Origin of the sequence: Klebsiella sp. WP3-W18-ESBL-02, assembly GCF_014168815.1 — a bacterium.
In the GTDB taxonomy this organism is placed as follows: Bacteria; Pseudomonadota; Gammaproteobacteria; order Enterobacterales; family Enterobacteriaceae; genus Kluyvera; species Kluyvera ascorbata_B.
In genome coordinates, this window is the sequence record NZ_AP021972.1 from 1,035,912 (window position 1) to 1,059,733 (window position 23,822).

Genomic DNA, 23,822 nt, shown 5'->3' on the forward strand with positions numbered 1-23,822 from the left:
CTGCATGAACTATATCCAGCAACCGCAAGCGATTGAGCGCAAAAGCTTCGAGATTATCAGCGAGATTATCGCGCAAACGCGCCCGGAGTATCGCTTCGCCAGCCCCTTGCACGAAGCGATTATCAAACGGGTGATCCACACCACCGCCGACTTCGAGTGGCTGGATATTTTGTGGTTCTCGCCGGATGCATTAACCCGCCTGTGCGAGGCGCTGAGCCGCCCGTGCACGCTCTACACCGACACCACCATGGTACTTTCCGGCATCAACAAAAACCTGCTGGCCACCTTCGGCGGCGAGTGCCGCTGCTACATCAGCGACCCGCGCGTGGTGCGCGAGGCCAAAGCGCAGGGCATTACCCGCTCGATGGCGGCGGTGGACATTGCCGCCAAAGAGGAGGGCGACAAAGTGTTTGTCTTCGGTAATGCGCCAACCGCGCTGTTTCGCCTGATGGAGCATAACGCGCTGGAGGTCGGCGGGGTGATTGGCGTGCCGGTCGGGTTTGTCGGTGCGGCGGAATCCAAAGAGGCGCTGAGCAAAAGCAGCCTGCCGGGCATTGCCGCGCTGGGGCGTAAAGGTGGCAGCAACGTTGCGGCGGCGATCGTCAACGCCATTCTCTACCATCTGCAGGGGGCGCGATGAGCGAGCCCGCCTTTGATGCCCCGGTGTGGCATAACGGCAAAGCGCTGCGCAAAGGCTACACCACCGGCTCCAGCGCCACGGCGGCGGCGAAAGTCGCCGCGCTGATGGTGATGCGCCAGCACCTGATTCACCAGATCTCGATTGTCACGCCGTCGGGCGTGACGCTAAACCTGAATGTCGAATCCCCGCACGTCGAAGGCCAGCAGGGTATTGCCGCCATCCGCAAAGATGGCGGCGATGATATCGACGCTACCCACGGGATGCTGATTTTTGCTCGCGTCACCGTCAACGACAGCGGCGAGATTATCCTGCGCGGCGGCGAAGGTGTTGGCACCGTTACCCGCAAAGGCATCGGGTTGCCCATCGGCAGCGCGGCGATTAATCGTACCCCGCGACACACCATTGAAACCGCCGTTCGTGAAGCCATCGGCCCGGCGCGCGGCGCAGAGGTGGAGATTTTTGCCCCAGAGGGCGAAGAGCGGGCGAAGAAAACCTATAACGCGCGGCTGGGCATTCTGGGCGGCATTTCGATTATTGGCACCACCGGTATCGTGACGCCGATGTCGGAAGAGAGCTGGAAACGCTCGCTGGCGTTGGAACTGGAGATGAAACGTGCCGCCGGGTTGGCGCGCGTGGTGCTGGTACCGGGCAACCACGGCGAACGCTTCGTACGCGAGCAGATGGGCATTGACTCGCAGGTGGTGGTCACCATGAGCAACTTTGTCGGCTACATGATTGAAGAGTCGGTGCGCCTTGGCTTCCGCCAGATTGTGCTGATTGGCCACCCCGGCAAGCTGGTCAAAATCGCCGCCGGGATTTTCCACACCCACAGCCATATCGCCGACGGGCGCATGGAGACGTTGGTGGCCCATCTGGCGCTGCTCGGCGCGCCCCTTGAACTGCTCACTCTGGTGAGCGAGTGCGACACCACCGAAGCGGCAATGGAACACATTGACGCTCACGGCTTCCAGAAAATCTACAACCATCTGGCCAAGCGCATCTGCCAGCGTGTGCTGGAGCGGCTGCGCTTCACGCAAAATCCGCCCATCTGCGATGCCATCATGTTTGCCTTTGATAACCAGATCCTCGGCAGCAATCGCCCGGTCAACGAGATCGTCAAGGACATGCAATGTTAACCGTCGTCGGAATGGGCCCGGCGGGCGTACAGCTGATGACGCCGCAGGCCGTGGAGTCGGTGAAACAAGCTGATGCGCTGGTTGGCGGCGTGCGCCATCTGGCGCAGTTTCCGGCGTTTGATGGTGAACGCTGCCCGCTGGGCGCCAATATTCCCCAGGTGCTGGCGTGGATTGAGGCGCGACAGGCGCAAAACGTGGTGGTGCTGGCCTCCGGCGACCCGCTGTTTTACGGCATCGGCACGCGGCTTATTGCCCATTTTGGCCGTGAAAACGTGCGGGTGATCCCCGGCGTCAGCGCCGTGCAATACCTGTGCGCGCAGGCGGGCATTGATATGAACGACATGTGGCTGACCAGCAGCCACGGGCGCGAGGTGGATTTCGACAGGCTGGCGAGCCACCGCAAGGTGGCGATGGTCACCGACAAACGCTGCGGCCCGAAAGCCATCGCCGCTGAACTGGTGGCGCGCGGTAAGGGACACCGCTGGATGGTGATTGGCGAAAACCTGGCGCAGGACAACGAACGCATCCACTGGCTGCCGGTTAGCGCCGTGGAGCGCGATTATGAGATGAACACGGTGGTGATCCTCGATGAAAGATGAGCTGTTTTTACGCGGCGAAAAGGTGCCGATGACCAAAGAGGCAGTGCGCGCGCTGGCGCTCTCAAAACTTGAGCTGCACGGTGCGAGTCACCTGATTGATATTGGCGCAGGCACCGGCAGCGTGTCGATTGAAGCCGCGCTGCAAAATCCGGCGCTGACGGTGACGGCGATTGAGCGCAATCCGGCGGCGCTGCATCTGCTGGCGGAAAACTGTCAGCGCTTTGAGTGCCGGAATATTCACATCGTAGAAGGCGAAGCGCCGCTGACGGTTGATGCGCTCGCCGACGCGGTCTTTATGGGCGGCAGCGGCGGCCATCTCTGCGCGCTTATCGACTGGTCTCTGCGCCAGCTTCGCCCGGGCGGGCGTCTGGTGATGACCTTTATTTTGCAGGAGAACCTGCACTGTGCTCTCGAGCATCTCCAGCGCGTCGGAGTCCCGGCGGTTGACTGCCAGCAGTTGAATGTTTCAACGCTGACGGCGCTGGGCACCGGTCACTATTTTAAACCGCACAATCCCGTTTTTGTGCTTGCTTGTCACAAGGAGCGACACCATGGCTGAGGCTTTTGATACACGCTGCGTTTGGTTCGTCGGCGCCGGGCCGGGCGACCGCGAACTGATTACTCTGAAAGGCTACCGCCTGCTGCAACAGGCGCAGGTGGTGATTTACGCCGGTTCGCTGATTAACCCCGAACTGCTGAGCTACTGCCCGGCGGAAGCCGAGTGCCACGACAGCGCCGAGCTGCACCTTGAGCAAATCCTCGACCTGATGGAAGCGGGCGTGAAGACCGGAAAAACGGTGGTGCGCCTGCAAACCGGCGACGTGTCGCTGTACGGTTCGGTGCGCGAGCAGGGCGAAGAGCTGACCCGTCGCGGCATTGACTGGCAGGTGGTGCCGGGCGTCAGCGCGTTTCTCGGCGCGGCGGCGGAGCTGGGCGTCGAGTACACGGTACCGGAAGTCTCGCAAAGCCTGATCATCACTCGCCTGGAAGGGCGTACGCCGGTGCCAGAGCGCGAACAGCTGGAATCCTTTGCCCAGCATCGCACCTCAATGGCGATTTACCTCTCCGTACAGCGCATCAACAAAGTCGCCGAGCGGCTGATTGACGGCGGCTACCCGGCGACCACGCCGGTGGCGGTGATTTACAAGGCTACCTGGCCCGAGAGCCAGACCGTACGCGGTACGCTTTTGGATATCGCCGATAAAGTGCGCGATGCCGACATCCGTAAAACGGCGCTGATCCTGGTCGGGGATTTTCTCGGCGAGGAATACCACTACTCGCGCCTCTACGCCGCAGATTTTAGCCATGAATACCGCAAAGCCTGAGCGCATTGCGCTGTTCTGCCTGACCCCCGGCGGCGTCGCGCTGGCCAGGCGGCTACACTCGGCGCTGCCGATGACCTGCTTTACCCGCGAAGGGCTGGTGGTGGAGGGATTCCTGCCTTTTGACGGCAGCTTTTCCCGTACCGTGCAGCGGGCATTTACGCACTATTCAGCGCTGGTGTTTATCGGCGCGACCGGCATCGCGGTACGCGTGCTGGCGCCGCTGCTGGTTGATAAGCTCCGCGACCCGGCGGTGGTGGTGATTGATGAACGCGGCCAGCACGTGATTAGCCTGCTTTCCGGCCACGTGGGCGGCGCGAACGACCTGGCACGACGGTTGGCGGGCATTCTCGACGTGGAGCCGGTCATCACCACCGCCACCGACGTGAATGAGGTGGCGGCGCTGGATACGCTGGCCTGTCAGCTCAACGCGCGGATGCACGACTTTCGCGCCGCGGTAAAGGCGGTTAACCAAATGCTCGTCAGCCAGCAGCGGGTTGGGCTGTGGTGGGACGACCGTTTTAGCGCTGATATTCGCCGCTGCGACCTACGCGGTTTTATTCCGGTTACCGATCTTCATACGCTGCCCGACCTCGATGGGCTGGTGTGTATCACCTTGCGTAAAACGTTACCCGATCTGCCGGTGCCCCATTGGAAGCTGGTCCCGCGGCGCATCGTTGCGGGCATTGGCTGCCGTCGCGGCACCCCGCGCGAGCTGATTAGCGCGCTGCTGATGCGCCAGCTGGCACTTCAGCAGTTGGACCCGCTGGCGCTGAAGGCTATCGGCAGCATTGTCCTTAAGCAGGATGAACTGGGGCTGATTCAGTTGGCAAGCGACCTCGACGTACCGTTTGAGGTGTTTAGCGTGTCCGCTCTGCGCGAGCATGAGCACCGTTTTCCCTCATCGCTGTTTGTCAAACAAACGGTCGGCGTTGGCAGCGTTTCCGGCCCGTCGGCATGGCTGTTAAGCGATGGGCACTTACTCGGTGGAACCCTGCGTGAACAGGGGATCACCATTACTTTGGGAGTCACATACTGATGTTAAGCGTAATTGGGATCGGCCCTGGCTCGCAGGCCATGATGACCATGGAGGCCGTCGAGGCGCTGCAGGCGGCAGAAATCGTCGTCGGCTACAAAACCTATACCCACCTGGTGAAAGCCTTTACCGGCGATAAGCAGGTGATCAAAACCGGGATGTGCAAAGAGATTGAACGCTGTCAGGCGGCGATTGAACTGGCGCAGGCCGGGCACAACGTGGCGCTGATTAGCAGCGGTGATGCGGGCATTTACGGCATGGCGGGGCTGGTGCTGGAACTGGTCAGCAAACAGAAGCTGGACGTGGAAGTGCGCCTGATCCCGGGCATGACCGCCAGCATTGCGGCGGCCTCACTGCTGGGCGCGCCGCTGATGCACGACTTCTGCCATATCAGCCTGAGCGACCTGCTCACCCCGTGGCCGGTGATCGAGAAACGTATTATCGCCGCCGGGGAAGCCGACTTCGTTATCTGCTTCTACAACCCGCGCAGCCGGGGTCGCGAAGGGCATCTGGCGCGCGCCTTTGAACTGCTTTCCGCGGTTAAAAGCGCCGATACGCCGGTGGGCGTGGTGAAGTCGGCCGGGCGCAAAAAGCAGGAAAAATGGCTCACTACGCTCGGCGCGATGGACTTTGAACCGGTGGACATGACCAGCCTGGTCATCGTCGGCAATAAAACCACCTATGTGCAGGACGGCCTGATGATCACGCCTAGAGGCTACGTGCTGTGAGTTTCGGTGACGTGCTGGTGGTGGGCGGCACCAGCGATGCGCGCGCGCTTTGCCTGCAGCTGGATGCCGCGCAGGTGCGCTACACCGTGTCGGTGGCGACACCCACCGGCGAAGCGCTGGCGGGCGATATTCAGGGGCAGGTGCGCTGCGGTCGTCTGGAGCGGGAAGAGATGGTCGCCTGGCTTCGTGAACACAACACACGCTGGGTGATTGATGCGTCGCACCCGTATGCCGAAGCGGTCAGCCGCAACGTGCTGGACGCCTGTGCGCAAGCGGGTGTCCTGCTGAGTCGCTACCAGCGCCCGGATCAACGGGATGAACTGACGCACCCGCTGCTGCACTACGTCGGCAGCATTGATGAAGCCTGTGAGCAGATTAAACCGCTGGGCCAGCGGGTGCTGCTGACCACTGGCAGCAAAGACCTGGCACTGTGGCGCGCCGGGCTGCCGGAAAAAACGCTGCTGGCCCGCGTGCTGCCGGTGCCGAACGTGGTGCAGCAGTGCGCCGACCTCGGCTTTGGCGTGGGCGAGATTTTTGCTATCTGCGCGCCGTTCAGCGCGGAATTTAACGCCGCGTTTTATCGTCACTGCCGCGCCGACGTGGTGGTGACCAAAGCCTCCGGCGCGGAAGGCGGCTATCTGGAGAAGGTACAACCCTGCCTGGACGCCGGACTTCCCTGCATCGTGATTACCCGTCCGGCACCGCTGGTGTCCGGCGATGAACTACTGGAAAGTCAGTCCGCCTTTGCCGAGCGCTTAGCGCGCTGGTTGGCCGACGACAAAAGGAATCAAGCATGAAAAAAGCCCTACTGGTGGTGAGCTTCGGCACCAGCTACCACGATACCTGCGAGAAGAATATTGTCGCCTGCGAACGCGAACTGGCGGCCAGTTGCCCCGATCGTGACCTGTTCCGCGCCTTTACCTCGGGCATGATTATCCGCAAGCTGAAAGCCCGCGACGGCATTGAAACCGATACGCCGCTTGAGGCGCTGCAAAAGCTTGCGGACCTCGGCTATGACGATGTGGCGGTTCAGTCGCTGCACATTATCAATGGCGACGAGTACGAGAAAATTGCCCGCGAAGTACAGAGCCTGCGCCCGCTGTTTAAACGCCTGACCCTCGGCACGCCGCTGCTGAGCGGCCACGACGACTATGTGCGTCTGATGGAGGCGCTCACCCAACAAATGCCTGCGCTGAACGCCAACGAAAAGGTGGTGTTTATGGGCCACGGCGCCAGCCACCACGCCTTTGCTGCCTACGCCTGCCTCGACCATATGATGACCGCCCAGCGCTTCCCGGCGCGGGTTGGCGCGGTGGAGAGCTACCCGGAAGTGGAGGTGCTGATTGAGAGCATGAGCAGAGAGGGCGTCAGCGCCGTACACCTGATGCCGCTGATGCTGGTGGCGGGCGACCACGCTATCAACGACATGGCCTCCGACGAAGAAGATTCGTGGAAGACGCTGTTTAACGCGGCGGGCATTCCGGCTACGCCGTGGCTGTGCGGGCTGGGCGAAAACCCGGTGGTGCGCGCCATGTTTGTTGACCATTTACAGCAGTCTCTGGAGGCAGCATGAGCGGCAAACTGTATGCCCTGAGCACCGGGCCGGGTGCGTCTGACCTGATTACCATTCGCGCGGCGCGCATTCTGGGCTCGCTGGATATTCTTTACGCCCCGGCTGGCCGCAAAGGCGGCGACAGCCTGGCGCTCTCCATCGTGCGCGAATACCTCGGCGAACAGACCGAAGTACGCTGCTGCCACTTCCCGATGAGCGCCGACAGCGCTGAAAAAGAGGCCGTCTGGGATGACGTTTCGGCGGCGCTGGTACGCGAAGTGGAAGCCGGGAAGCGCGTGGGCTTTATCACCCTCGGTGACGCGATGCTGTTCAGCACCTGGGTCTTTTTACTCCAGCGCATTGGCAGCCCTGAGTGGCTGGAGATTGTGCCCGGCGTGACCTCGTTCGCTGCCATTGCCGCGCGCAGCAAAACGCCGCTGGCAATGGAACAGCAGTCGCTGGCGGTGGTCGCCTGCACCGCGCCGGAAGACGAGATTGAACGCGCGCTGGCGCAGCACGACAGCCTGGTGCTGATGAAAGTCTATGGCCGTTTTCCGCGTATTAAAGCGCTGCTGGCAAAAGCAGGACTGCTGGATAACGCACTGCTGATGGCCGAGGCGACGCTGCCGGGTGAACAGTGCTGGCGGCATTTAGGCGAGGTCGCTGACGACCTGCCGCTGCCGTATTTCTCCACCATTCTGGTGAATAAACAGTGGGAGCAAGGAAAATGAAACTGGAACAACAGCTGAAGCAGTTATCGCTCAGTGGATTCGCGGCGGCGATACTGCTGCTGGTGGTACCGCAAGAAGCCTTTGCGATGCACATCATGGAAGGCTTCCTGCCGCCGATGTGGGCGCTGGCCTGGTGGCTGCTGTTCCTGCCGTGCCTATGGTACGGGCTGGTTCGCCTGCGCCGCATCGTGCAGGAAGACAGCAACCAGAAGGTGCTGCTGGCGCTGTGCGGGGCGTTTATTTTTGTCCTCTCGGCATTGAAGATCCCGTCCGTCACCGGGAGCTGCTCGCACCCGACCGGCGTGGGGCTGGCAGTCATTTTGTTCGGGCCGGGCGTAGTGGCTATTCTGGGGGCGATCGTACTGTTGTTCCAGGCGCTGCTGCTGGCTCACGGCGGCCTGACGACGCTTGGCGCTAACGGCATGTCAATGGCGGTAATTGGGCCAATCGTCGGCTATCTGGTGTGGAAGATGGCCTGTAAGGCCGGGTTCCGCCGCGATGTGTCGGTGTTCCTGTGCGCCATGCTGGCGGACCTGGCGACCTACTTTGTCACCTCTCTCCAGTTGGGCGTGGCCTTTCCGGATCCGCAGGCGGGCTTTGTTGGATCGAGCCTGAAGTTTATGGGGATCTTTTGCCTGACTCAGGTTCCTATCGCCATTGCCGAAGGCTTGCTGACGGTGATGATCTACGACCAGTTAACCAAGCGACAGCTGATCGCCACTGAGGGGCGCTAAAATGAAAAAGACATTAATCCTGCTGGCGATGGTGATTGCGCTGGTTATCCTGCCGTTCTTTATCAACCATGGCGGCGAATACGGTGGTTCTGACGATCAGGCTGAAGGCGTGATTAGCGCCGTTGATCCAGGCTATAAGCCGTGGTTCCAGCCGCTCTATGAACCGGCAAGCGGCGAAATTGAGAGCCTGCTATTTACCCTGCAGGGTTCCCTCGGCGCGGCGGTGATTTTCTACATTCTCGGCTACTACAAGGGCCGCCAGCGCCATGATGACCGGGCTTGATAGGCTGAGTTACCAAAGCCGCTGGTTTCACGTGCAGCCAGAGCGAAAGTTTCTGCTCTGGCTGCTGATGATGGTGCTGGCCTTTAGCCTGCCGCCGCTCGGACAGGCGCTGCTGATGGCACTGACGGCGGGTTTTACCTGCTGGCTGCTGCGTATCTCGCTGTGGCGCTGGCTTCGCTGGATGGCGCTGCCGCTGGGCTTTCTGCTGGTAGGCGTGGTGACGATTGTTTTTAGCGTCAGCCGCGACCCGCACGCGCTGCTGGTGAGCGTGCCGCTGGGTTCGTTCTCGCTCGGCATCACCACCGCCGGGCTTGCGACCGCCAACGCGACCTTCTGGCGCAGCCTGGCCGCATTGTCCGCGACCTTCTGGCTGGTGTTGAATCTGCCGTTCCCGCAGCTTATCGTGCTGCTCAAACGCGGACGAGTGCCGCGCCTGCTGATCGAGCAGATCCTGCTGACCTGGCGCTTTATCTTTATCCTGCTGGACGAGGCGATGGCGATCCACCGGGCGCAGACGCTGCGCTTTGGTTATCGCAACGTTCGTCTGGGCTACCGCTCGCTGGCGATGCTGGTCAGCCTGCTGTTTACGCGTGTTTTAATCCGCTATCAGCAGATGAGCACCGTACTGGATATCAAACTGTATCAAGGTGATTTTCACCTCTAAGGAACGCCATGCTGGCTACCACTGACCTTTGGTTTCGCTACCAGCAGGAACCGACGCTCAAAGGGCTGACGCTGGACTTCTCGCGCCAGGCCGTCACCGGCCTCGTTGGGGCGAACGGCTGCGGAAAATCGACGCTGTTTATGAACCTCAGCGGGCTGCTGCGCCCACAGCAGGGGGCAGTGCTGTGGCAGGGCAAGCCGCTGGACTACAGTAAGCGCGGGCTGCTGGCGCTGCGCCAGCAGGTAGCGACCGTATTCCAGGACCCGGAGCAGCAGATTTTCTACACCGATATTGATAGCGATATCGCCTTTAGCCTGCGTAATCTGGGCGTTCCGGAAACGGAAATTGCCCGCCGGGTAGACGACGCGCTGACGCTGGTTGATGCCCAGCACTTCCGTCAGCAGCCGATTCAATGCCTGAGCCACGGGCAGAAAAAACGGGTGGCGATTGCCGGTGCGCTGGTATTACAGGCGCGCTACCTGCTGCTGGATGAACCGACCGCCGGGCTGGACCCCTCCGGGCGCGCGCAGATGATCGATATCATCAAACGCATCGTGGCGCAGGGAAATCATGTGGTGATTTCCAGCCACGATATTGATTTAATTTATGAAGTTAGCGACGCAGTATACGTGCTGCGCCACGGCGAAGTGCTGGCTGAGGGCGAGCCGGGCGAGGTGTTTGCCCGTACAGCACTGATTGAACAAGCGGGGTTGAGCCAGCCATGGCTGGTGAAGCTGCATGCGGAGCTGGGGCTGCCGCTGTGTAAAACCGAGGCGGAATTTTTCCGCCGGATGCGTGAAAAAGGAACCGTATGACACAGGCCATTATGTTGCAGGGCACCGCCTCCGATGTTGGGAAAAGTATGCTGGTGGCGGGGCTATGCCGGATTTTTTATCAGGATGGCCTGCGCTGCGCGCCGTTTAAATCGCAGAATATGGCGCTCAATTCCGGCATTACCCCAGATGGCAAAGAGATGGGGCGCGCACAGATTTTTCAGGCGGAAGCGGCGGGCATTGCGCCGGATGTGCGGATGAACCCGATTCTGCTCAAGCCAACCAGCGACCGCAAAGCGCAGATTGTACTGATGGGCGAAGTGGCGAGCGATATGGACGCTGTCAGCTATCACGACTACAAGCCGCGCCTGCGCGAGCAGATTCTCAGCGTCTACCGGAGTCTGGCGAGCGAGTATGAGGTGCTGGTACTGGAAGGGGCGGGCAGCCCGGCGGAGATTAACCTGCGTGACCGCGATATCGTCAATATGGGCATGGCCGAGATGGCGCAGTGCCCGGTGATTCTGGTGGCCGATATAGACCGGGGCGGCGTGTTTGCCGCTATCTACGGTACCCTGGCGCTGCTGCGCGAGCACGAACGGGCGCGGGTGAAAGGGGTGATTATCAATAAGTTTCGCGGCGACGTTGCGCTGCTGCACTCTGGTATTGAACAGATTGAAGCGCTGACTCATGTGCCGGTGCTGGGCGTGATGCCGTGGCTGGAAGTTGACCTGGAAGATGAAGACGGCGTGGCGCTGCAAAAGGGCAAATACCGTCACGCGGCAGCGTATGAGATTGACGTGGCGGTGGTGCAACTGCCGCATATCTCTAACTTTACCGACTTCAACGCGCTGGCGGCGCAGCCGGACGTGCGGGTGCGCTATGTCCGGCATGCGGAAGATTTGTCCGGCGCTGACCTGATTATCCTGCCCGGCAGTAAAAATACGCTGGGCGACTTGCTGTGGTTGCAGGATAACGGGCTGGCGCACGGCGTTTTACTGGCGCAGCGTCAGGGCGTGCCGGTGCTGGGTATTTGCGGCGGTTATCAGATGTTGGGCGATACGCTCATCGATGACGTGGAGTCAGGGTTGGGCTCGCTGCCCGGCTTAGGGCTGCTAAACGTGGTGACGCGCTTTGCGCCGACGAAAACCACCACGCAGGCCACCGCGACGCTCGGCGATGCGCTGCCGGGCTGGCTGGCGCCGGTCTCTGGTCTGCCGCTGTGCGGCTATGAAATTCATATGGGTGAAACCACGCCGTCAGGAGACGGTCGTGCGCTGATGCAGCTGTGTAAAAACGGTCAGTACAGCGCGGATGGCGCGGTCAGCGAAGATGGGCTGGTCTTTGGCACCTATTTGCACGGCCTGTTCGACAGCGATGCGTTTACCCGCGCGCTGGTTAACGGCTTACGTGAGCGCAAAGGGCTGGCGGCGCTTAACCACGATTTTCACTATGCAGAATATAAGGCGCAGCAGTTTGATATCCTGGCAGCATCGATGCGTCAGCATATTGATATTGAAAAGATTTATACGATTATGCGCGAGTATCGAGAAGCCTAGGGAAGGGGGCGCCATTCAACCGGGTGGCGCTGCGTTGGCTGAACGACGGGCAAAAAAAAACACCCTTAAGGGTGTCATTTTAATTGGTTGCGGGGGCCGGATTTGAACCGACGACCTTCGGGTTATGAGCCCGACGAGCTACCAGGCTGCTCCACCCCGCGTCCGTCTTTACTCTTCATCGAGTAAACTTGCATCAGATTTTAATTGGTTGCGGGGGCCGGATTTGAACCGACGACCTTCGGGTTATGAGCCCGACGAGCTACCAGGCTGCTCCACCCCGCGTCCGTCATTACTCTTCCATCGAGTAACGTTACTGCTTCTGATTTTAATTGGTTGCGGGGGCCAGATTTGAACTGACGACCTTCGGGTTATGAGCCCGACGAGCTACCAGGCTGCTCCACCCCGCGTCCGTGGATGCGCACTATACTCTGCTGAGCATTTGTTGCAACCCATTTTTGAGATAAATCACTCATTTTTTTATGACTTGTACGTATACGACACAATTTGCCTGTTTTTTGTACGTAATTATGACAAGCATGCGCGATCGCATTTCAATACCCCTGGCGGTTTGTTATCTTCAGCGGGCACTTACGATTATGCGGAATACAAGACACCATGAAAGGACGTTGGGTTAAATATGTGGCAACGGGCGCAATGCTGGCAATGCTGGCCGCCTGTTCGTCAAAACCGACCGATCGCGGTCAACAGTATAAAGACGGGAAATTCACCCAGCCTTTCTCTTTAGTCAACCAGCCTGATGCCGTGGGCGCGCCGATTAATGCCGGCGACTTTGCGCAGCAGGTCGGCCATATCCGAAACGCCTCTCCGCGCCTTTACGGCAACCAGAGCAACGTTTATAGCGCCGTGCAGCAGTGGCTGCTCGCCGGCGGCGATACCCGCACCCTGCGCCAGTACGGTCTTGATGCCTGGCAGATGGAAGGGACAGATAACTACGGTAACGTCCAGTTTACCGGTTACTACACGCCGGTGGTTGAGGCGCGCCATACGCGACAGGGCGAATTCCAGTACCCGATTTACCGCATGCCGCCTAAGCGCGGTAAGCTGCCTTCCCGCGCCGGCATTTACGCCGGACAGCTGAGTGATGACTACATTCTTGCCTACAGCAACTCGCTGATGGATAACTTCATCATGGACGTACAGGGCAGCGGCTATATTGATTTCGGCGACGGCTCGCCGCTGAACTTCTTTAGCTACGCAGGGAAAAACGGCTGGGCATATAAAAGCATTGGCAAAGTGCTGATCGACCGCGGCGAAGTGAAGCGCGAAGACATGTCGATGCAGGCGATTCGCCATTGGGGTGAAACCCACAGCGAAGCGGAAGTGCGCGAGCTGCTGGAGCAAAACCCGTCGTTCGTCTTCTTTAAACCGCAGTCCTTTGCGCCGGTAAAAGGCGCCAGCGCCGTACCGCTGGTGGGCCGAGCGTCGGTCGCCGCCGACCGCAACGTGATTCCGCCGGGCACGACGCTGCTGGCTGAAGTTCCGCAACTGGATAACAACGGCAAGTTTAACGGCCAGTATGAGCTGCGTCTGATGGTGGCGCTGGACGTCGGCGGCGCGATTAAAGGCCAGCACTTCGATATCTACCAGGGCATCGGCCCGGATGCCGGGCATCGCGCAGGCTGGTATAATCACTACGGACGCGTGTGGGTGCTGAAGACAGCGTCTAACGGCGGGAATGTGTTTAGCGGCTAGTGCCGGATGGCGCTTCGCTTATCCGGCCTACATGATTGAGTAGGCCTGATAAGGCGTAGCCGCCATCAGGCGGTAATATCGCGCGAAATTTATGAGTTTGAGGTTTTATGTCTGTGGTTATCAGTGACGCCTGGCGCCAGCGTTTTGGCGGCACGGCACGTTTGTACGGTGAAAAAGCGCTACAGGTCTTTGCTGACGCGCATGTGTGCGTGGTCGGTATTGGCGGCGTAGGCAGCTGGGCGGCGGAAGCGCTGGCGCGTACCGGCATCGGTGCGATCACGCTTATCGACATGGATGACGTGTGCGTTACCAACACTAACCGTCAGATCCACGCCCTTGGCGGCAACGTTGGGCTGGCAAAAGCTGAGGTCATGGCGGAGCGTATCCGGCTGATTAACCCCGAGTGCCGCGTGAGTGTCGTAGACGATTTTGTCACCCCGGATAATGTGGCGGAATACATGGGCGCGGGCTACAGCTACGTGGTCGATGCCATCGACAGCGTGCGGCCGAAGGCGGCGCTGATTGCTTACTGCCGTCGCTATAAAGTGCCGCTGATCACAACCGGCGGGGCGGGCGGGCAAATCGACCCGACGCAGATTCAGGTCAGCGATCTGGCGAAAACCATTCAGGACCCGCTGGCGGCCAAGCTGCGTGAGCGGCTGAAAAGCGAATTTGGCGTGGTGAAGAACAGCAAAGGTAAGCTGGGTGTGGACTGCGTGTTTTCCACCGAAGCGCTGGTCTACCCGCAGTCTGACGGGTCAGTGTGTGCCATGAAAAGCACCGCTGAGGGCCCTAAACGCATGGACTGCGCCTCGGGCTTTGGCGCGGCGACCATGGTGACCGCAACCTTTGGTTTTGTCGCGGTGTCCCATGCGCTGAAAAAGATGCTGGCGAAAGCGGAGCGTCAGGCTAGCGTCTGACGCGCGGCTTCTATCATGGCCTCGCTCAGGGCCATCAGGCCCTGAGAGCGAGAGGCGCTCAGTTGATCACGTAGCCCCAGTTCATCAAACAGGTTGAGCGGATCGCCTGCCAGAATCTCCGCAGGCTGTTTGCCTTCTGCCGCCGTCAGCAGCACCGCCAGCAGCCCACGTACAATCCTTCCTTCGCTATCGCCAAAGAAGTGCAGCGTGCCGTCTGGCGCCTGGGTATAACCCAGCCAGACGCGGTTTTCGCAGCCGGGGATCTCGCGCGCTTGCGCTTTTAGATCTTCCGACAGCGCTGGAAGCTGTTTTCCTAATAGGATCAGTTGGCGGTATTTCTCTTCCCACTGCGAAAGCGCCGCAAACTGTTTTCGTAACGTATCTGGGGTTACGGTGGTGCCGAACGGGTGCCCGGCGAGTGAAGACGTCGTCATTAGTCCACCAGAAGTTCGAGCGCACGGTCGACGGCGCTGACCAGCGCCTGTACGTCGTCCTGCGTATTGTAAGGGGCAAACGAGGCGCGCAGCGTACCGCTCACGCCCAGCGCCGCCAGCAGCGGTTGAGCGCAGTGCTGACCGGCGCGCAGGGCGATGCCGTATTCGGCCAGCAGCGTCACCATATCGCTGTGGTGAACGCCAGCAAAATCAAAGGCCAGCAGGCTGGAGTCCTGGCAGCGGAAAGAGCGGAAGCCCGGGCGTTTTGCCAGTTCTTCCTCCGCAAGCGTCGCCAGACCCCGGCTCCAGGATTCGGCCTGTTCCATGTCGATATCGGACAGCCACTCCAGCGCCGCGCTGAGACCAATCACTCCGGCAACGTTTGGCGTACCGGCCTCCAGACGATAAGGCACCGGCTGAGTGGTGAAACCGTCGAAGGTCACTTCGCTAATCATTTTGCCGCCGCCGAGCCATGGGGTCATGGCATTCAGCAGTTCGCTTTTACCGTATAGCACGCCGATGCCGGTGGGCCCGTAGAGCTTATGGCCGGAAAAAGCGTAGAAGTCGATATCCAGCGCCTGAACGTCGGCGGGGAAGTGCACCGCCCCCTGGGCTCCGTCCACCATCACCACCATGCCTGCCCGATGGGCGAGGGCAATGGCGCGCGATAAATTCGGACAGCCACCGGTCACGTTCGACATTTGCCCCAGCGCCAGAATGCGGCTGCGCGGGGTGATGAGCGTCGTCAGTTGCTCGACATCCGGCAGACGATCGGTGCCGAGAGGCAGCTGCACAATCTTTGCGCCGGTCTGCTCGGCAACCATCAGCCATGGCACCAGGTTAGCGTGGTGCTCGGCCACGCTCACAATAATCTCATCGCCCGGCTGCAGACGCGGGCGGGCGTAGCACTGGGCCACCATATTGATGGCCTCGGTGGTGCCGCGCGTCCAGACAATGTCTTTGCCGCTCGGGGCGTTCAGCCAGCGGGCTACCTGCTCGCGAGCGGCCTCATAGCGCGCGGTTAAGCGCTGGGCTTCGGCAAACTGGCTGCGGTGCACGTTACCCGCGCTGAGCGAATAAAAATGATTTGTCGCCTCGATCACCGCCAGTGGCTTTAACGCGGTGGCGGCGCTATCAAGGTACACCCCGGCATCATGCAGGGCGGGAAACTGGGCGCGAAACTGTGCTGGGGAGAAGGCGTTCATGGAATTCCTCATATCAATAAGGAGATCGTCGCGCAAAATGCGCGTTGATACAAGACTTGTGCTCATCGTCGGAATTATCCGGAACTGCATACGCAGCCGCGTCAGTGTCTTATGCTGTTTAGTGTTGGGGAAAAATTAATCCCTGTTGTTAATCTAATATTGAATAGCATAAGTCGCTGTAAGGAGAAAAAATGAAAAAGACTGCCGCCATTATCTCTGCCTGTATGCTGACTTTCGCGCTGAGCGCCTGCGCTGGGCCGAACTACGTGATACACACCAATGATGGTCGAAGCATCGTGTCTGAAGGGAAACCGCAGACGGATAATGATACCGGTTTGATTTCGTATAAAGATGCGAACGGTGTGAAACAGCAGATTAATCACAGCGAAGTGAAAGAGATGGTCGCGCTGGAGAAATAAGGGGCGATCGTCCGGGCAAAAAAAAGCACCGCAATCAGGCGGTGCTACATTAATCACTATGGACAGACAGGGTAAATGTACAGGAAGTGAAAAAGGGTAGCTTTGCTACCGTGATCTGAATTGCAGACCAATTGCAAACACAACAACACAACATCACAACCGTAAGCCAAAAGCCCTTCAGAACACGCATTCCGAAAAAAGCTTCTCGTTCCGGCTCAGGAAGTGCCGCCATGATAGGTATTTGCTGGTAGAAGCTCAACGGACAAATTATAATGGCTCAGATAAAAAAAACTAATAGGTTAACTGTTGTTTCCTATTTGTTAAATTCAATTAACAATTGGGTTCTGGGACCATGTCAAAGCGTTTGCCACCTCTTAATGCATTACGTGTATTTGATGCAGCCGCGCGTCATTTAAGCTTCACCCGCGCGGCCGATGAGCTTTTTGTGACGCAGGCCGCAGTAAGCCACCAAATCAAGTCTCTCGAGGATTTTCTGGGGCTGAAACTGTTTCGCCGCCGCAATCGCTCACTGCTGTTGACCGAAGAGGGGCAGAGCTATTTTCAGGATATCAAAGAGATCTTTTCGCAATTAACAGAGGCAACGCGTAAACTACAGGCACGAAGCGCTAAAGGGGCGTTAACCGTGAGTTTATTGCCCAGTTTCGCCATTCAATGGCTGGTGCCGCGCCTCTCAAGCTTTAACTCAGCTTATCCGGGAATCGACGTCAGAATCCAGGCGGTAGACCGTCAGGAAGACAAGCTGGCGGACGATGTCGACGTGGCAATTTTTTACGGTCGCGGCAACTGGCCGGGGCTGCGGGTAGAAAAACTGTACGCTGAGTATCTGCTCCCGGTTTGTTCCCCTTTGCTGCTCACCGGCGAAAAGGCGTTAAAAACGCCTGCCGACCTGGCCAAGCACACGCTGCTGCACGACGCCTCCCGCCGCGACTGGCAAACGTATACGCGCCAGCTGGGGCTCACCCATATTAACGTACAACAGGGACCGATCTTCAGCCACAGCGCCATGGTGCTTCAGGCTGCTATCCACGGACAGGGGATTGCGCTGGCCAATAACGTCATGGCGCAGTCAGAGATAGAGGCAGGCCGTCTGGTGTGCCCGTTTAATGATGTTCTGGTCAGTAAGAACGCTTTTTATCTGGTTTGTCATGACAGTCAGGCAGAACTGGGTAAAATAGCGGCCTTTCGTCAGTGGATTCTGGCGAAAGCGGCCCATGAGCAAGAAACTTTTCGTTTCCGTTACGAACAATAAATGAATTTAGGGTAAGACCATCATGACCAGCCGTTTTATGCTGATTTTTGCCGCCATCAGCGGCTTCATCTTTGTGGCACTGGGCGCGTTTGGCGCACATGTGCTGAGTAAATCACTCGGCGTTGTTGAAATGGGGTGGATCCAGACCGGTCTGGAATACCAGGCGTTTCACACGCTGGCCATCTTTGGCCTGGCGGTTGCCATGCAGCGTCGGATCAGTATCTGGTTCTACTGGAGCAGCGTGTTCCTGGCGCTGGGAACCGTGCTGTTCAGCGGCAGCCTGTACTGCCTTGCGCTCTCGCATTTACGCCTGTGGGCGTTTGTTACCCCGGTCGGCGGCGTCAGTTTCCTTGCCGGCTGGGTTTTGATGTTAATTGGTGCTATTCGACTTAAGCGTAAGGGTGTTGTTCATGAATAAGGTTGTGCTGTATTGCCGCCCTGGGTTTGAGAAAGAGTGTGCTGCGGAAATTACCGATAAAGCCGGTCGCCGCGAGGTATATGGCTTTGCGCGCGTTAAAGATAACTCCGGCTATGTGATTTTCGAATGTTATCAGGAAGGGGACGCCGATAAGCTGGCGCGAGAGCTGCCGTTTAGCTCGCTGGTGTTTGCCCGCCAGATGATTGTGGTTGGCGAACTGCTGAAAGATTTACCTGCCGAAGACCGCGTAACGCCGGTTGTCGGCATGCTGCAAGGCGTGGTGGAGAAAGGTGGCGATCTGCGCGTGGAAGTGGCAGACACCAACGAAAGCAAAGAGCTGATGAAGTTCTGCCGTAAATTCACCGTGCCGCTGCGTGCTGCGCTACGCGAAGCTAACGTGCTGGCGCCGTACGAAACCACTAAGCGTCCGGTGGTGCACGTGTTCTTTATCGCGCCGGGCTGCTGCTATACCGGGTACTCCTATAGCAACAATAACTCGCCGTTCTACATGGGTATTCCACGCCTGAAGTTCCCGGCCGATGCGCCAAGCCGCTCAACCCTGAAGCTGGAAGAGGCGTTCCACGTCTTTATCCCGGCCGATGAGTGGGATGAACGTCTGGCAAACGGCATGTACGCGGTCGATCTGGGCGCCTGCCCTGGCGGTTGGACCTATCAACTGGTGAAGCGCAACATGTGGGTCTCCTCCGTGGATAACGGCCCGATGGCGCAAAGCCTGATGGACACCGGCCAGGTGACCTGGCTGCGTGAAGATGGCTTCCGCTACCGCCCGACGCGCAACAACATCTCGTGGATGGTGTGCGACATGGTAGAGAAGCCGGCGAAAGTCGCCGCGCTGATGGCTGAATGGCTGGTCAACGGCTGGTGCCGCGAGACCATCTTCAACCTGAAGCTGCCGATGAAAAAGCGCTATGAGGAGCTGTCGCAGAACCTGGCGCACATCCAGGCCAAACTGGACGAACACGGCATTAATGCGCAGATTCAGGCGCGACAGCTGTACCATGACCGTGAAGAAGTGACCGTCCACGTGCGCCGCCTGTGGGCTGCGGTTGGCGGGCGTCGCGACGAACGTTAATAAGGTAGGCCGGATAAGGCGAAGCCGCCATCCGGCAATAACAAGCGCAGCGATACCGTGAAGTTATGGCGAATTGCCTGATGGCGCTGCGCTTATCAGGCCTACTTCGTCAGACACAATATGCGTCACGTCATCCAGATGCCCAATCCGCGCTTCCCCCGAGCGATTAAATTTACTCTTATCAATCAACAGTAAAGACTGTGACGCGCGCTTGAGCAGCGTGGACTTAAAGTCGGCATTGATGGCGTTGGAATCCCACAGCGCGCCGTGGCCGTCTATCCCTTCGCAGGAAAAGATAAACAGGTCGATTTCCAATGGCTTTAATTGTGAAATAAGCGAAGGGTTAACGTAGCAGCCGTACTTACGCTCAAGCTTACCGCCGGAGCTAATAAGCTGAATCTGTTCGCGCTTGCCCAGCTCCAGACAAATCGGCTGGCTGTTGGTAAAGACCTGAATATCAATATCGGGAAGCTGCCGCGCCAGATACCAACAGGTGGAGCTGGCGTCCAGTGCGATCACCATGCCTGCCTCGATCCAGCTGAGCGCCTCTCTGGCAATATCGGCTTTGTGCGCGAAGTGGCTCTTCAGGCGCATATGGAAAGGATCGCCGCTGTCCTGGTTTTCCCGGTGGAGGTATTTGGCGCGACCGTGATTGCGCAGCACTTTGCCCTGCGCCTGGAGCTCGCTGAGATCGCGGCGAATAGTCTCTTTGCTGACGTTAAGCTGAGCGGATAACGCTTCCGTCGTCAGGCTTTGATGCTGAATTAACAGATCTACTATCGCTTGCTGGCGTGCCGCTTTCATCTTTTCTCACCCCATCATTCGATACGCGCCCGCATTGGGCGGGCGCACCGGCAAGAGATTACGGCGTTACTCCTTTTTTTAAAAGAATATTCCCGTACTTAGCGCGCTCACCTGTGATAACGATCGCAAAGGCTTTTTGCGCACGTTCATAAAACGCATAGCGGTCAATACGGCTGATCTCCGGGCAAGGGGACGGGCAGGATAGCGCCTCGCGATAGCGAGTCTCGACGGCGGGATCGAGCGCATCCCCCTCGACCGCTGCCATCATCACCAGCGGCGGCGCGTAGCTGTCGAGTTCGAACAGCGGAATAATAGCCTGCAGCAGGTCGCTGACCTTCAGCCCATCGGCACGAATAACCTGTGGCCCCATGCTGTGGGCGGGGAAATGGGCATCAGAAAAAATAATTTCATCGCCGTGGCCCATTTCAGCCAGCACTTTCAGCAGTTCGGGCGAGATTAAAGGGGAAATCGTTTTTAGCATCTCACACTCCGTCAATAAGTTCGGGTTCAGTTTGCGGATAGAAGTAGCGATATTGATAGTGCACCTGCGCTCGTGCCTGCTCGGGGCTGGTAAATTCGCCGACGCCGAACCAGCCGAACATTGCAGCGCCCGCCACCGTGGTTTCTGCGTCGTCGAGCACCTTGATAGGGATGTCGAGCATATTGGCTTTGATCTGGTTCCATAGCGCATTGCGGCTGCCACCGCCGACCAGCAGCAGTTCAGTGGCGTTGAAATGACCAATTTTTTCCAGCGTACGAAGGTTCAGGGCCAGCTGTTCGGTTAGCCCCTCGAGCGCTGCGCGGTAAAAATGGCCGCGCGTGGTGTTGAGGGTGACGCCCTGCCAGCCTGCGTTCTGGCAGGCGAGGAGGTCGCAGTGCATTTTTACCCCTTCTGCTCCCGCGGGAACGAGGCGAGCGGCCTCAATCAGCGTTTGCCACGGCGTCTCTTCCGTCCACAGCAGTTTGCGCACCCACTCCAGTACGCCCGACGCCAGCCACTGCATCCCGGGGTTATACAGCCCTGGCAGGCTATCGAGCTCGCAGGTTGAGCCGGCGTAGTGGCTCAGCAGCGGCGTATCAACCCTGGCGCTACGCACCATCAGGATCTCCCACGTACCGGATGAGAGGACCGGTTCATCCTGGCCGGCACCCGCACCAAAGAGGGCAAACTGGGTGTCGTGGCCGGCAGAGATAACCGGAATACCTGCGGGAAGACCGAGCAAGTTTGCGGCATCGGATTGCAGCGTGCCAATGTACTCTCCCGCTTCAACCAGCCGTGGGAACAGACGACGCGGCAGGCCGGTGGCCTGGAGAATGTCTGCACTGAAATCTCGCTGGTGGATATCCAGCATCTGGCTGGTACCCGCCATGGTGATATCGGTGGTGAACTCGCCCGTCAGGCGATGATTTATCAACGATGAAATAAACAGCCAGGCGTGCGCCTGTTCAAGAAGCTGCGGATGATTCTCTTTTATCCACACCATTTTATAGAGCGTGTTGAACGCAAACGCGCCGACGCCTGAGATGGCCTGAAGCCGCTGCTCGGGTATTAAACGGCTGATATTTTCCATGACGGCTGCGGTTCGTGGGCATTTCCAACTGATAACCGGGTAGAGCAGCTTACCGTGTTCATCAACCAGCGCACCGTCCACGCCGAAGGTCGTCACCGTCACTCCCCGAATCTGGCAGGATGAGAGCTCAGCCGTCAGCTTTCGGCTGCAGTCCGCAAAGCGTTGCAAAATAGCCTCAAGCGACCACTGGTGCCAGGCGCTATTCTCGACGGCGATCTCGCTGGCGTTTGCGGTGGCGGCACGGGCGACAATTTTCCCCTGCCGGTTGACGGCAATCACCCGGACGTTGGTAGCACCGCAGTCGAGGACCAGGATAACGTCTTGTTTCATATATAACTCCATAAACGTCGCCGGATGGCGCTGCGCTTATCCGGCCTACGGCTCACACACCCGCAGGCCCGGTAAGCTTGCGCCACCGGGCAAAGCCGCATTAACGTTTATACAGCGGGCCGTAGTTCTGGCAGGCACGATAATCCTGGCCTTCGCTGTCCATGCCGTGCGCGGCCCAGGAGGAAGGGCGATAGATAGCCGACGCTTCCACGTTATGCATACAGACCGGAATACGCAGCATGGATGCAAGGGTAATAAAGTCGGCACCGACGTGACCGATGGTGAGTACGCCGTGGTTTGCGCCCCAGTTAGCCATCACGGAATATACATCGGTAAATGGCCCCTTGCCGGTTAACCGTGGGGCAAACCAGGTGGTTGGCCAGGTGGAGTTGGTGCGTGCATCAAGCTGGTCGTGCATCTCTTTTGGCAGCTCGACGCTCCAGCCTTCGGCGATTTGCAGTACCGGGCCAAGGCCTTTAATGATATTCACGCGGGTCATGGTAAACGGTACGCCGCCTTCGGTCAGGAAACGGGAAGAGAATCCGCCGCCACGGAAATATTCGTGGATCGCCGGGCACCACTCGGTGGCGGCCAGGCAAGCATCGGCCTCCTGTTGGCTGATTTCCCAGTGTGGCTTCATCGTCGGTTTTCCGTCGCTGCCGCGCTGTTTACACGAACCGTCCAGCGCCGCAGAGCCGGAGTTAATCAGGTGGATGATACCGTGTTCGGCCAGCCCGCTAAGCGCTTGCCCGGTCACGCGTTCTACGGCCTCAGGGGACCAGTAGGTACGGACGTCGGCGAACACCTGAGCGGTGCCGGTTAGCTGATGCCCCATCAGCATCGCAACGCCGTTCAGGCTGTCGTTTTCGGTGGCGACAACAAAGGGTTCACGCACCCCGTTCCAGTCAAAGGAACTGTTGAGCAGCGCTTCGGCGGTATCGCCGTTCGGGTATTGATCGGTCCAGTGGCGCTGCCCCTGGAAGCCCGCCGCAATGGCGTTATAGCCGAGCGACTCCTCAACCAGCCCTTTTTCAGCCAGCTTTTCATTACCCTGCATCATGTCGCGGATGCACATGGCCATCAGCAGACTTTCTTTAAGCACCGCGCGGCTTTGCTCTTCGTTGCGCTTGTACTGTTGGGCATTCTGATCTTCGCCATAGCGGAAGTTTTTATCCGCCCAGGCCAGCGCCATTTCCAGCTCGGTTTCATCATAAATTTTCTGATCAATGCGACGACGCAGTTCGGTCATGTCGACCGCCTGGACTTTCATCCCCAGCCAGGACTCGAAGAAGTTATGGTCGACGATGGAACCCGCAATCCCCATCGATACGCCACCGACGGAGAGGTAGCTTTTGCCTTTCAGGGTGGCCACCGCTAAGCCCGCGCGGGTAAAGCGCAGCAGCTTTTCTTCGACATCCGCAGGAATGGACGTATCGTCGGCGTCCTGCACGTCGTGGCCGTAAATGGAGAAGGCGGGAATGCCTTTCTGGCTGTGTGCGGCCAGCGCCGCGGCGAGATAAACGGCCCCCGGGCGTTCGGTGCCGTTAAAGCCCCAGATGGCCTTCGGACGCATCGGGTCCATATCGATGGTTTCACTGCCGTAGCACCAGCACGGCGTGACGGTAATGGTGACGCCCACGTTCTGGCTACTGAATTTTTCTTCGCAGGCGGCTGATTCAGCCATTCCGGCAATGCAGCTGTCGGCAATCACGCATTCAATTTGCGCGCCGCAGGCGTGGCGGAGTTTTTCCGTCAGCAGCGCGGCGGTGGCGCGGGCCATATTCATGGTTTGTTCTTCCAGCGACTCGCGCACTCCCATGCGACGACCATCAATCACTGGGCGGATACCAATTTTCGGTAAGCTGATTTTTTTCATGACAGATTCCTCACG

Annotated in this window: 27 protein-coding genes and 3 tRNA genes; 21 read left to right on the forward strand and 9 right to left on the reverse strand. The window is 58.9% G+C overall.

Annotated features, from left to right (window positions below):
* Nucleotides 1–4 precede the first annotated feature (4 nt).
* The 15 genes from H7R56_RS04995 to H7R56_RS05065 are packed head-to-tail and all read left to right on the forward strand — an operon-like array spanning nucleotide 5 to nucleotide 11,754.
* On the forward strand, nucleotides 5–640 hold the full coding sequence (locus H7R56_RS04995) for a cobalt-precorrin-8 methylmutase (RefSeq protein WP_106925954.1): 636 nt from the start codon (nucleotides 5–7) through the stop codon (nucleotides 638–640).
* On the forward strand, nucleotides 637–1,776 hold the full coding sequence (gene cbiD, locus H7R56_RS05000) for a cobalt-precorrin-5B (C(1))-methyltransferase CbiD (protein ID WP_106925956.1): 1,140 nt from the start codon (nucleotides 637–639) through the stop codon (nucleotides 1,774–1,776). The genes H7R56_RS04995 and cbiD overlap by 4 nt, the downstream gene beginning before the upstream one ends.
* On the forward strand, nucleotides 1,770–2,375 hold the full coding sequence (locus H7R56_RS05005; protein ID WP_182928539.1) for a cobalt-precorrin-7 (C(5))-methyltransferase: 606 nt from the start codon (nucleotides 1,770–1,772) through the stop codon (nucleotides 2,373–2,375). Before cbiD ends, H7R56_RS05005 begins: the two co-directional genes overlap by 7 nt.
* A complete protein-coding gene (locus tag H7R56_RS05010) occupies nucleotides 2,365–2,934 on the forward strand; it encodes a decarboxylating cobalt-precorrin-6B (C(15))-methyltransferase (RefSeq protein ID WP_106925960.1) in 570 nt (189 codons plus the stop codon). Before H7R56_RS05005 ends, H7R56_RS05010 begins: the two co-directional genes overlap by 11 nt.
* On the forward strand, nucleotides 2,927–3,700 hold the full coding sequence (locus H7R56_RS05015) for a cobalt-precorrin-4 methyltransferase (protein ID WP_106925962.1): 774 nt from the start codon (nucleotides 2,927–2,929) through the stop codon (nucleotides 3,698–3,700). Before H7R56_RS05010 ends, H7R56_RS05015 begins: the two co-directional genes overlap by 8 nt.
* On the forward strand, nucleotides 3,681–4,736 hold the full coding sequence (gene cbiG, locus H7R56_RS05020) for a cobalt-precorrin 5A hydrolase (RefSeq protein WP_106925964.1): 1,056 nt from the start codon (nucleotides 3,681–3,683) through the stop codon (nucleotides 4,734–4,736). The genes H7R56_RS05015 and cbiG overlap by 20 nt, the downstream gene beginning before the upstream one ends.
* Entirely contained in the window at nucleotides 4,736–5,461 is a 726-nt protein-coding gene (locus H7R56_RS05025) for a precorrin-3B C(17)-methyltransferase (protein WP_065358106.1), read from the forward strand. Before cbiG ends, H7R56_RS05025 begins: the two co-directional genes overlap by 1 nt.
* Nucleotides 5,458–6,258, forward strand: a complete 801-nt coding sequence (locus H7R56_RS05030; protein ID WP_106925966.1) for a cobalt-precorrin-6A reductase — start codon at nucleotides 5,458–5,460, stop codon at nucleotides 6,256–6,258. The genes H7R56_RS05025 and H7R56_RS05030 overlap by 4 nt, the downstream gene beginning before the upstream one ends.
* Nucleotides 6,255–7,034: a sirohydrochlorin cobaltochelatase gene (cbiK, locus tag H7R56_RS05035; RefSeq protein ID WP_106925968.1), complete on the forward strand. Its 780-nt coding sequence runs from the start codon at nucleotides 6,255–6,257 to the stop codon at nucleotides 7,032–7,034. The genes H7R56_RS05030 and cbiK overlap by 4 nt, the downstream gene beginning before the upstream one ends.
* The gene (locus tag H7R56_RS05040) at nucleotides 7,031–7,744 is read left to right on the forward strand and encodes a cobalt-factor II C(20)-methyltransferase (RefSeq protein ID WP_106925970.1); all 714 of its coding nucleotides are present in this window, start codon (nucleotides 7,031–7,033) and stop codon (nucleotides 7,742–7,744) included. The genes cbiK and H7R56_RS05040 overlap by 4 nt, the downstream gene beginning before the upstream one ends.
* Entirely contained in the window at nucleotides 7,741–8,478 is a 738-nt protein-coding gene (cbiM, locus tag H7R56_RS05045; RefSeq protein WP_106925972.1) for a cobalt ECF transporter S component CbiM, read from the forward strand. The genes H7R56_RS05040 and cbiM overlap by 4 nt, the downstream gene beginning before the upstream one ends.
* A 1-nt stretch (nucleotide 8,479) precedes the next feature.
* A complete protein-coding gene (locus H7R56_RS05050) occupies nucleotides 8,480–8,761 on the forward strand; it encodes an energy-coupling factor ABC transporter substrate-binding protein (RefSeq protein ID WP_106925974.1) in 282 nt (93 codons plus the stop codon).
* Nucleotides 8,748–9,425, forward strand: a complete 678-nt coding sequence (locus H7R56_RS05055) for an energy-coupling factor ABC transporter transmembrane protein (protein WP_106926119.1) — start codon at nucleotides 8,748–8,750, stop codon at nucleotides 9,423–9,425. Before H7R56_RS05050 ends, H7R56_RS05055 begins: the two co-directional genes overlap by 14 nt.
* Before the next feature lie 8 nt (nucleotides 9,426–9,433).
* Complete coding sequence (locus H7R56_RS05060) at nucleotides 9,434–10,240, forward strand: energy-coupling factor ABC transporter ATP-binding protein (RefSeq protein ID WP_106925976.1); 807 nt, start codon at nucleotides 9,434–9,436, stop codon at nucleotides 10,238–10,240.
* Nucleotides 10,237–11,754 carry a cobyric acid synthase gene (locus H7R56_RS05065; RefSeq protein WP_106925978.1) on the forward strand — a complete coding sequence of 506 codons (1,518 nt, stop codon included), beginning with the start codon at nucleotides 10,237–10,239 and terminating at the stop codon, nucleotides 11,752–11,754. The genes H7R56_RS05060 and H7R56_RS05065 overlap by 4 nt, the downstream gene beginning before the upstream one ends.
* An 84-nt stretch (nucleotides 11,755–11,838) precedes the next feature.
* On the opposite strand, the gene H7R56_RS05070 is transcribed toward H7R56_RS05065, so the two are convergent.
* The 3 genes from H7R56_RS05070 to H7R56_RS05080 all read right to left on the reverse strand — a co-directional run bounded on the left by H7R56_RS05070 (nucleotide 11,839) and on the right by H7R56_RS05080 (nucleotide 12,161).
* A tRNA-Met gene (locus tag H7R56_RS05070) sits at nucleotides 11,839–11,915 on the reverse strand.
* A gap of 44 nt (nucleotides 11,916–11,959) precedes the next feature.
* A tRNA-Met gene (locus tag H7R56_RS05075) sits at nucleotides 11,960–12,036 on the reverse strand.
* A 48-nt stretch (nucleotides 12,037–12,084) separates the two neighbouring features.
* A tRNA-Met gene (locus H7R56_RS05080) sits at nucleotides 12,085–12,161 on the reverse strand.
* Nucleotides 12,162–12,369: 208 nt separating this feature from the next.
* Here H7R56_RS05080 and mltA point away from each other — a divergent pair.
* Nucleotides 12,370–13,467 (forward strand): murein transglycosylase A, encoded by a 1,098-nt coding sequence (gene mltA, locus H7R56_RS05085; RefSeq protein WP_106925980.1) that lies wholly within the window; start codon nucleotides 12,370–12,372, stop codon nucleotides 13,465–13,467.
* Nucleotides 13,468–13,574: 107 nt separating this feature from the next.
* Nucleotides 13,575–14,387, forward strand: a complete 813-nt coding sequence (gene tcdA, locus H7R56_RS05090; protein WP_106925982.1) for a tRNA cyclic N6-threonylcarbamoyladenosine(37) synthase TcdA — start codon at nucleotides 13,575–13,577, stop codon at nucleotides 14,385–14,387.
* Here tcdA and csdE read toward each other — a convergent pair.
* On the reverse strand, nucleotides 14,372–14,821 hold the full coding sequence (gene csdE, locus H7R56_RS05095) for a cysteine desulfurase sulfur acceptor subunit CsdE (RefSeq protein ID WP_106925984.1): 450 nt from the start codon (nucleotides 14,819–14,821) through the stop codon (nucleotides 14,372–14,374). The two genes, tcdA and csdE, sit on opposite strands and share 16 nt — an antisense overlap.
* Entirely contained in the window at nucleotides 14,821–16,026 is a 1,206-nt protein-coding gene (csdA, locus tag H7R56_RS05100; RefSeq protein ID WP_106925986.1) for a cysteine desulfurase CsdA, read from the reverse strand. Before csdA ends, csdE begins: the two co-directional genes overlap by 1 nt.
* 191 nt (nucleotides 16,027–16,217) lie before the next feature.
* Here csdA and H7R56_RS05105 point away from each other — a divergent pair, with 191 nt between their 5' ends.
* The 4 genes from H7R56_RS05105 to rlmM all read left to right on the forward strand — a co-directional run bounded on the left by H7R56_RS05105 (nucleotide 16,218) and on the right by rlmM (nucleotide 19,226).
* The gene (locus H7R56_RS05105) at nucleotides 16,218–16,445 is read left to right on the forward strand and encodes a YgdI/YgdR family lipoprotein (protein ID WP_106925988.1); all 228 of its coding nucleotides are present in this window, start codon (nucleotides 16,218–16,220) and stop codon (nucleotides 16,443–16,445) included.
* A 352-nt stretch (nucleotides 16,446–16,797) separates the two neighbouring features.
* Nucleotides 16,798–17,715 carry a glycine cleavage system transcriptional regulator GcvA gene (gene gcvA, locus H7R56_RS05110; RefSeq protein ID WP_106925990.1) on the forward strand — a complete coding sequence of 306 codons (918 nt, stop codon included), beginning with the start codon at nucleotides 16,798–16,800 and terminating at the stop codon, nucleotides 17,713–17,715.
* A gap of 22 nt (nucleotides 17,716–17,737) precedes the next feature.
* Nucleotides 17,738–18,133 carry a DUF423 domain-containing protein gene (locus H7R56_RS05115; protein WP_049850475.1) on the forward strand — a complete coding sequence of 132 codons (396 nt, stop codon included), beginning with the start codon at nucleotides 17,738–17,740 and terminating at the stop codon, nucleotides 18,131–18,133.
* Nucleotides 18,126–19,226 carry a 23S rRNA (cytidine(2498)-2'-O)-methyltransferase RlmM gene (gene rlmM, locus H7R56_RS05120; protein WP_106925992.1) on the forward strand — a complete coding sequence of 367 codons (1,101 nt, stop codon included), beginning with the start codon at nucleotides 18,126–18,128 and terminating at the stop codon, nucleotides 19,224–19,226. The genes H7R56_RS05115 and rlmM overlap by 8 nt, the downstream gene beginning before the upstream one ends.
* Nucleotides 19,227–19,289: 63 nt before the next feature.
* Here the strand turns inward: rlmM and fucR are convergent, their stop codons facing one another.
* The 4 genes from fucR to fucI form a co-directional block, all read right to left on the reverse strand.
* Nucleotides 19,290–20,030, reverse strand: a complete 741-nt coding sequence (fucR, locus tag H7R56_RS05125) for an L-fucose operon activator (protein WP_106925994.1) — start codon at nucleotides 20,028–20,030, stop codon at nucleotides 19,290–19,292.
* 58 nt (nucleotides 20,031–20,088) lie between these two features.
* On the reverse strand, nucleotides 20,089–20,511 hold the full coding sequence (fucU, locus tag H7R56_RS05130; protein WP_106925996.1) for an L-fucose mutarotase: 423 nt from the start codon (nucleotides 20,509–20,511) through the stop codon (nucleotides 20,089–20,091).
* A 1-nt stretch (nucleotide 20,512) separates the two neighbouring features.
* A complete protein-coding gene (gene fucK, locus H7R56_RS05135) occupies nucleotides 20,513–21,931 on the reverse strand; it encodes an L-fuculokinase (RefSeq protein WP_106925998.1) in 1,419 nt (472 codons plus the stop codon).
* Between the two features lie 100 nt (nucleotides 21,932–22,031).
* The gene (gene fucI, locus H7R56_RS05140; RefSeq protein WP_106926000.1) at nucleotides 22,032–23,807 is read right to left on the reverse strand and encodes an L-fucose isomerase; all 1,776 of its coding nucleotides are present in this window, start codon (nucleotides 23,805–23,807) and stop codon (nucleotides 22,032–22,034) included.
* Between the last annotated feature and the right edge of the window lie 15 nt (nucleotides 23,808–23,822).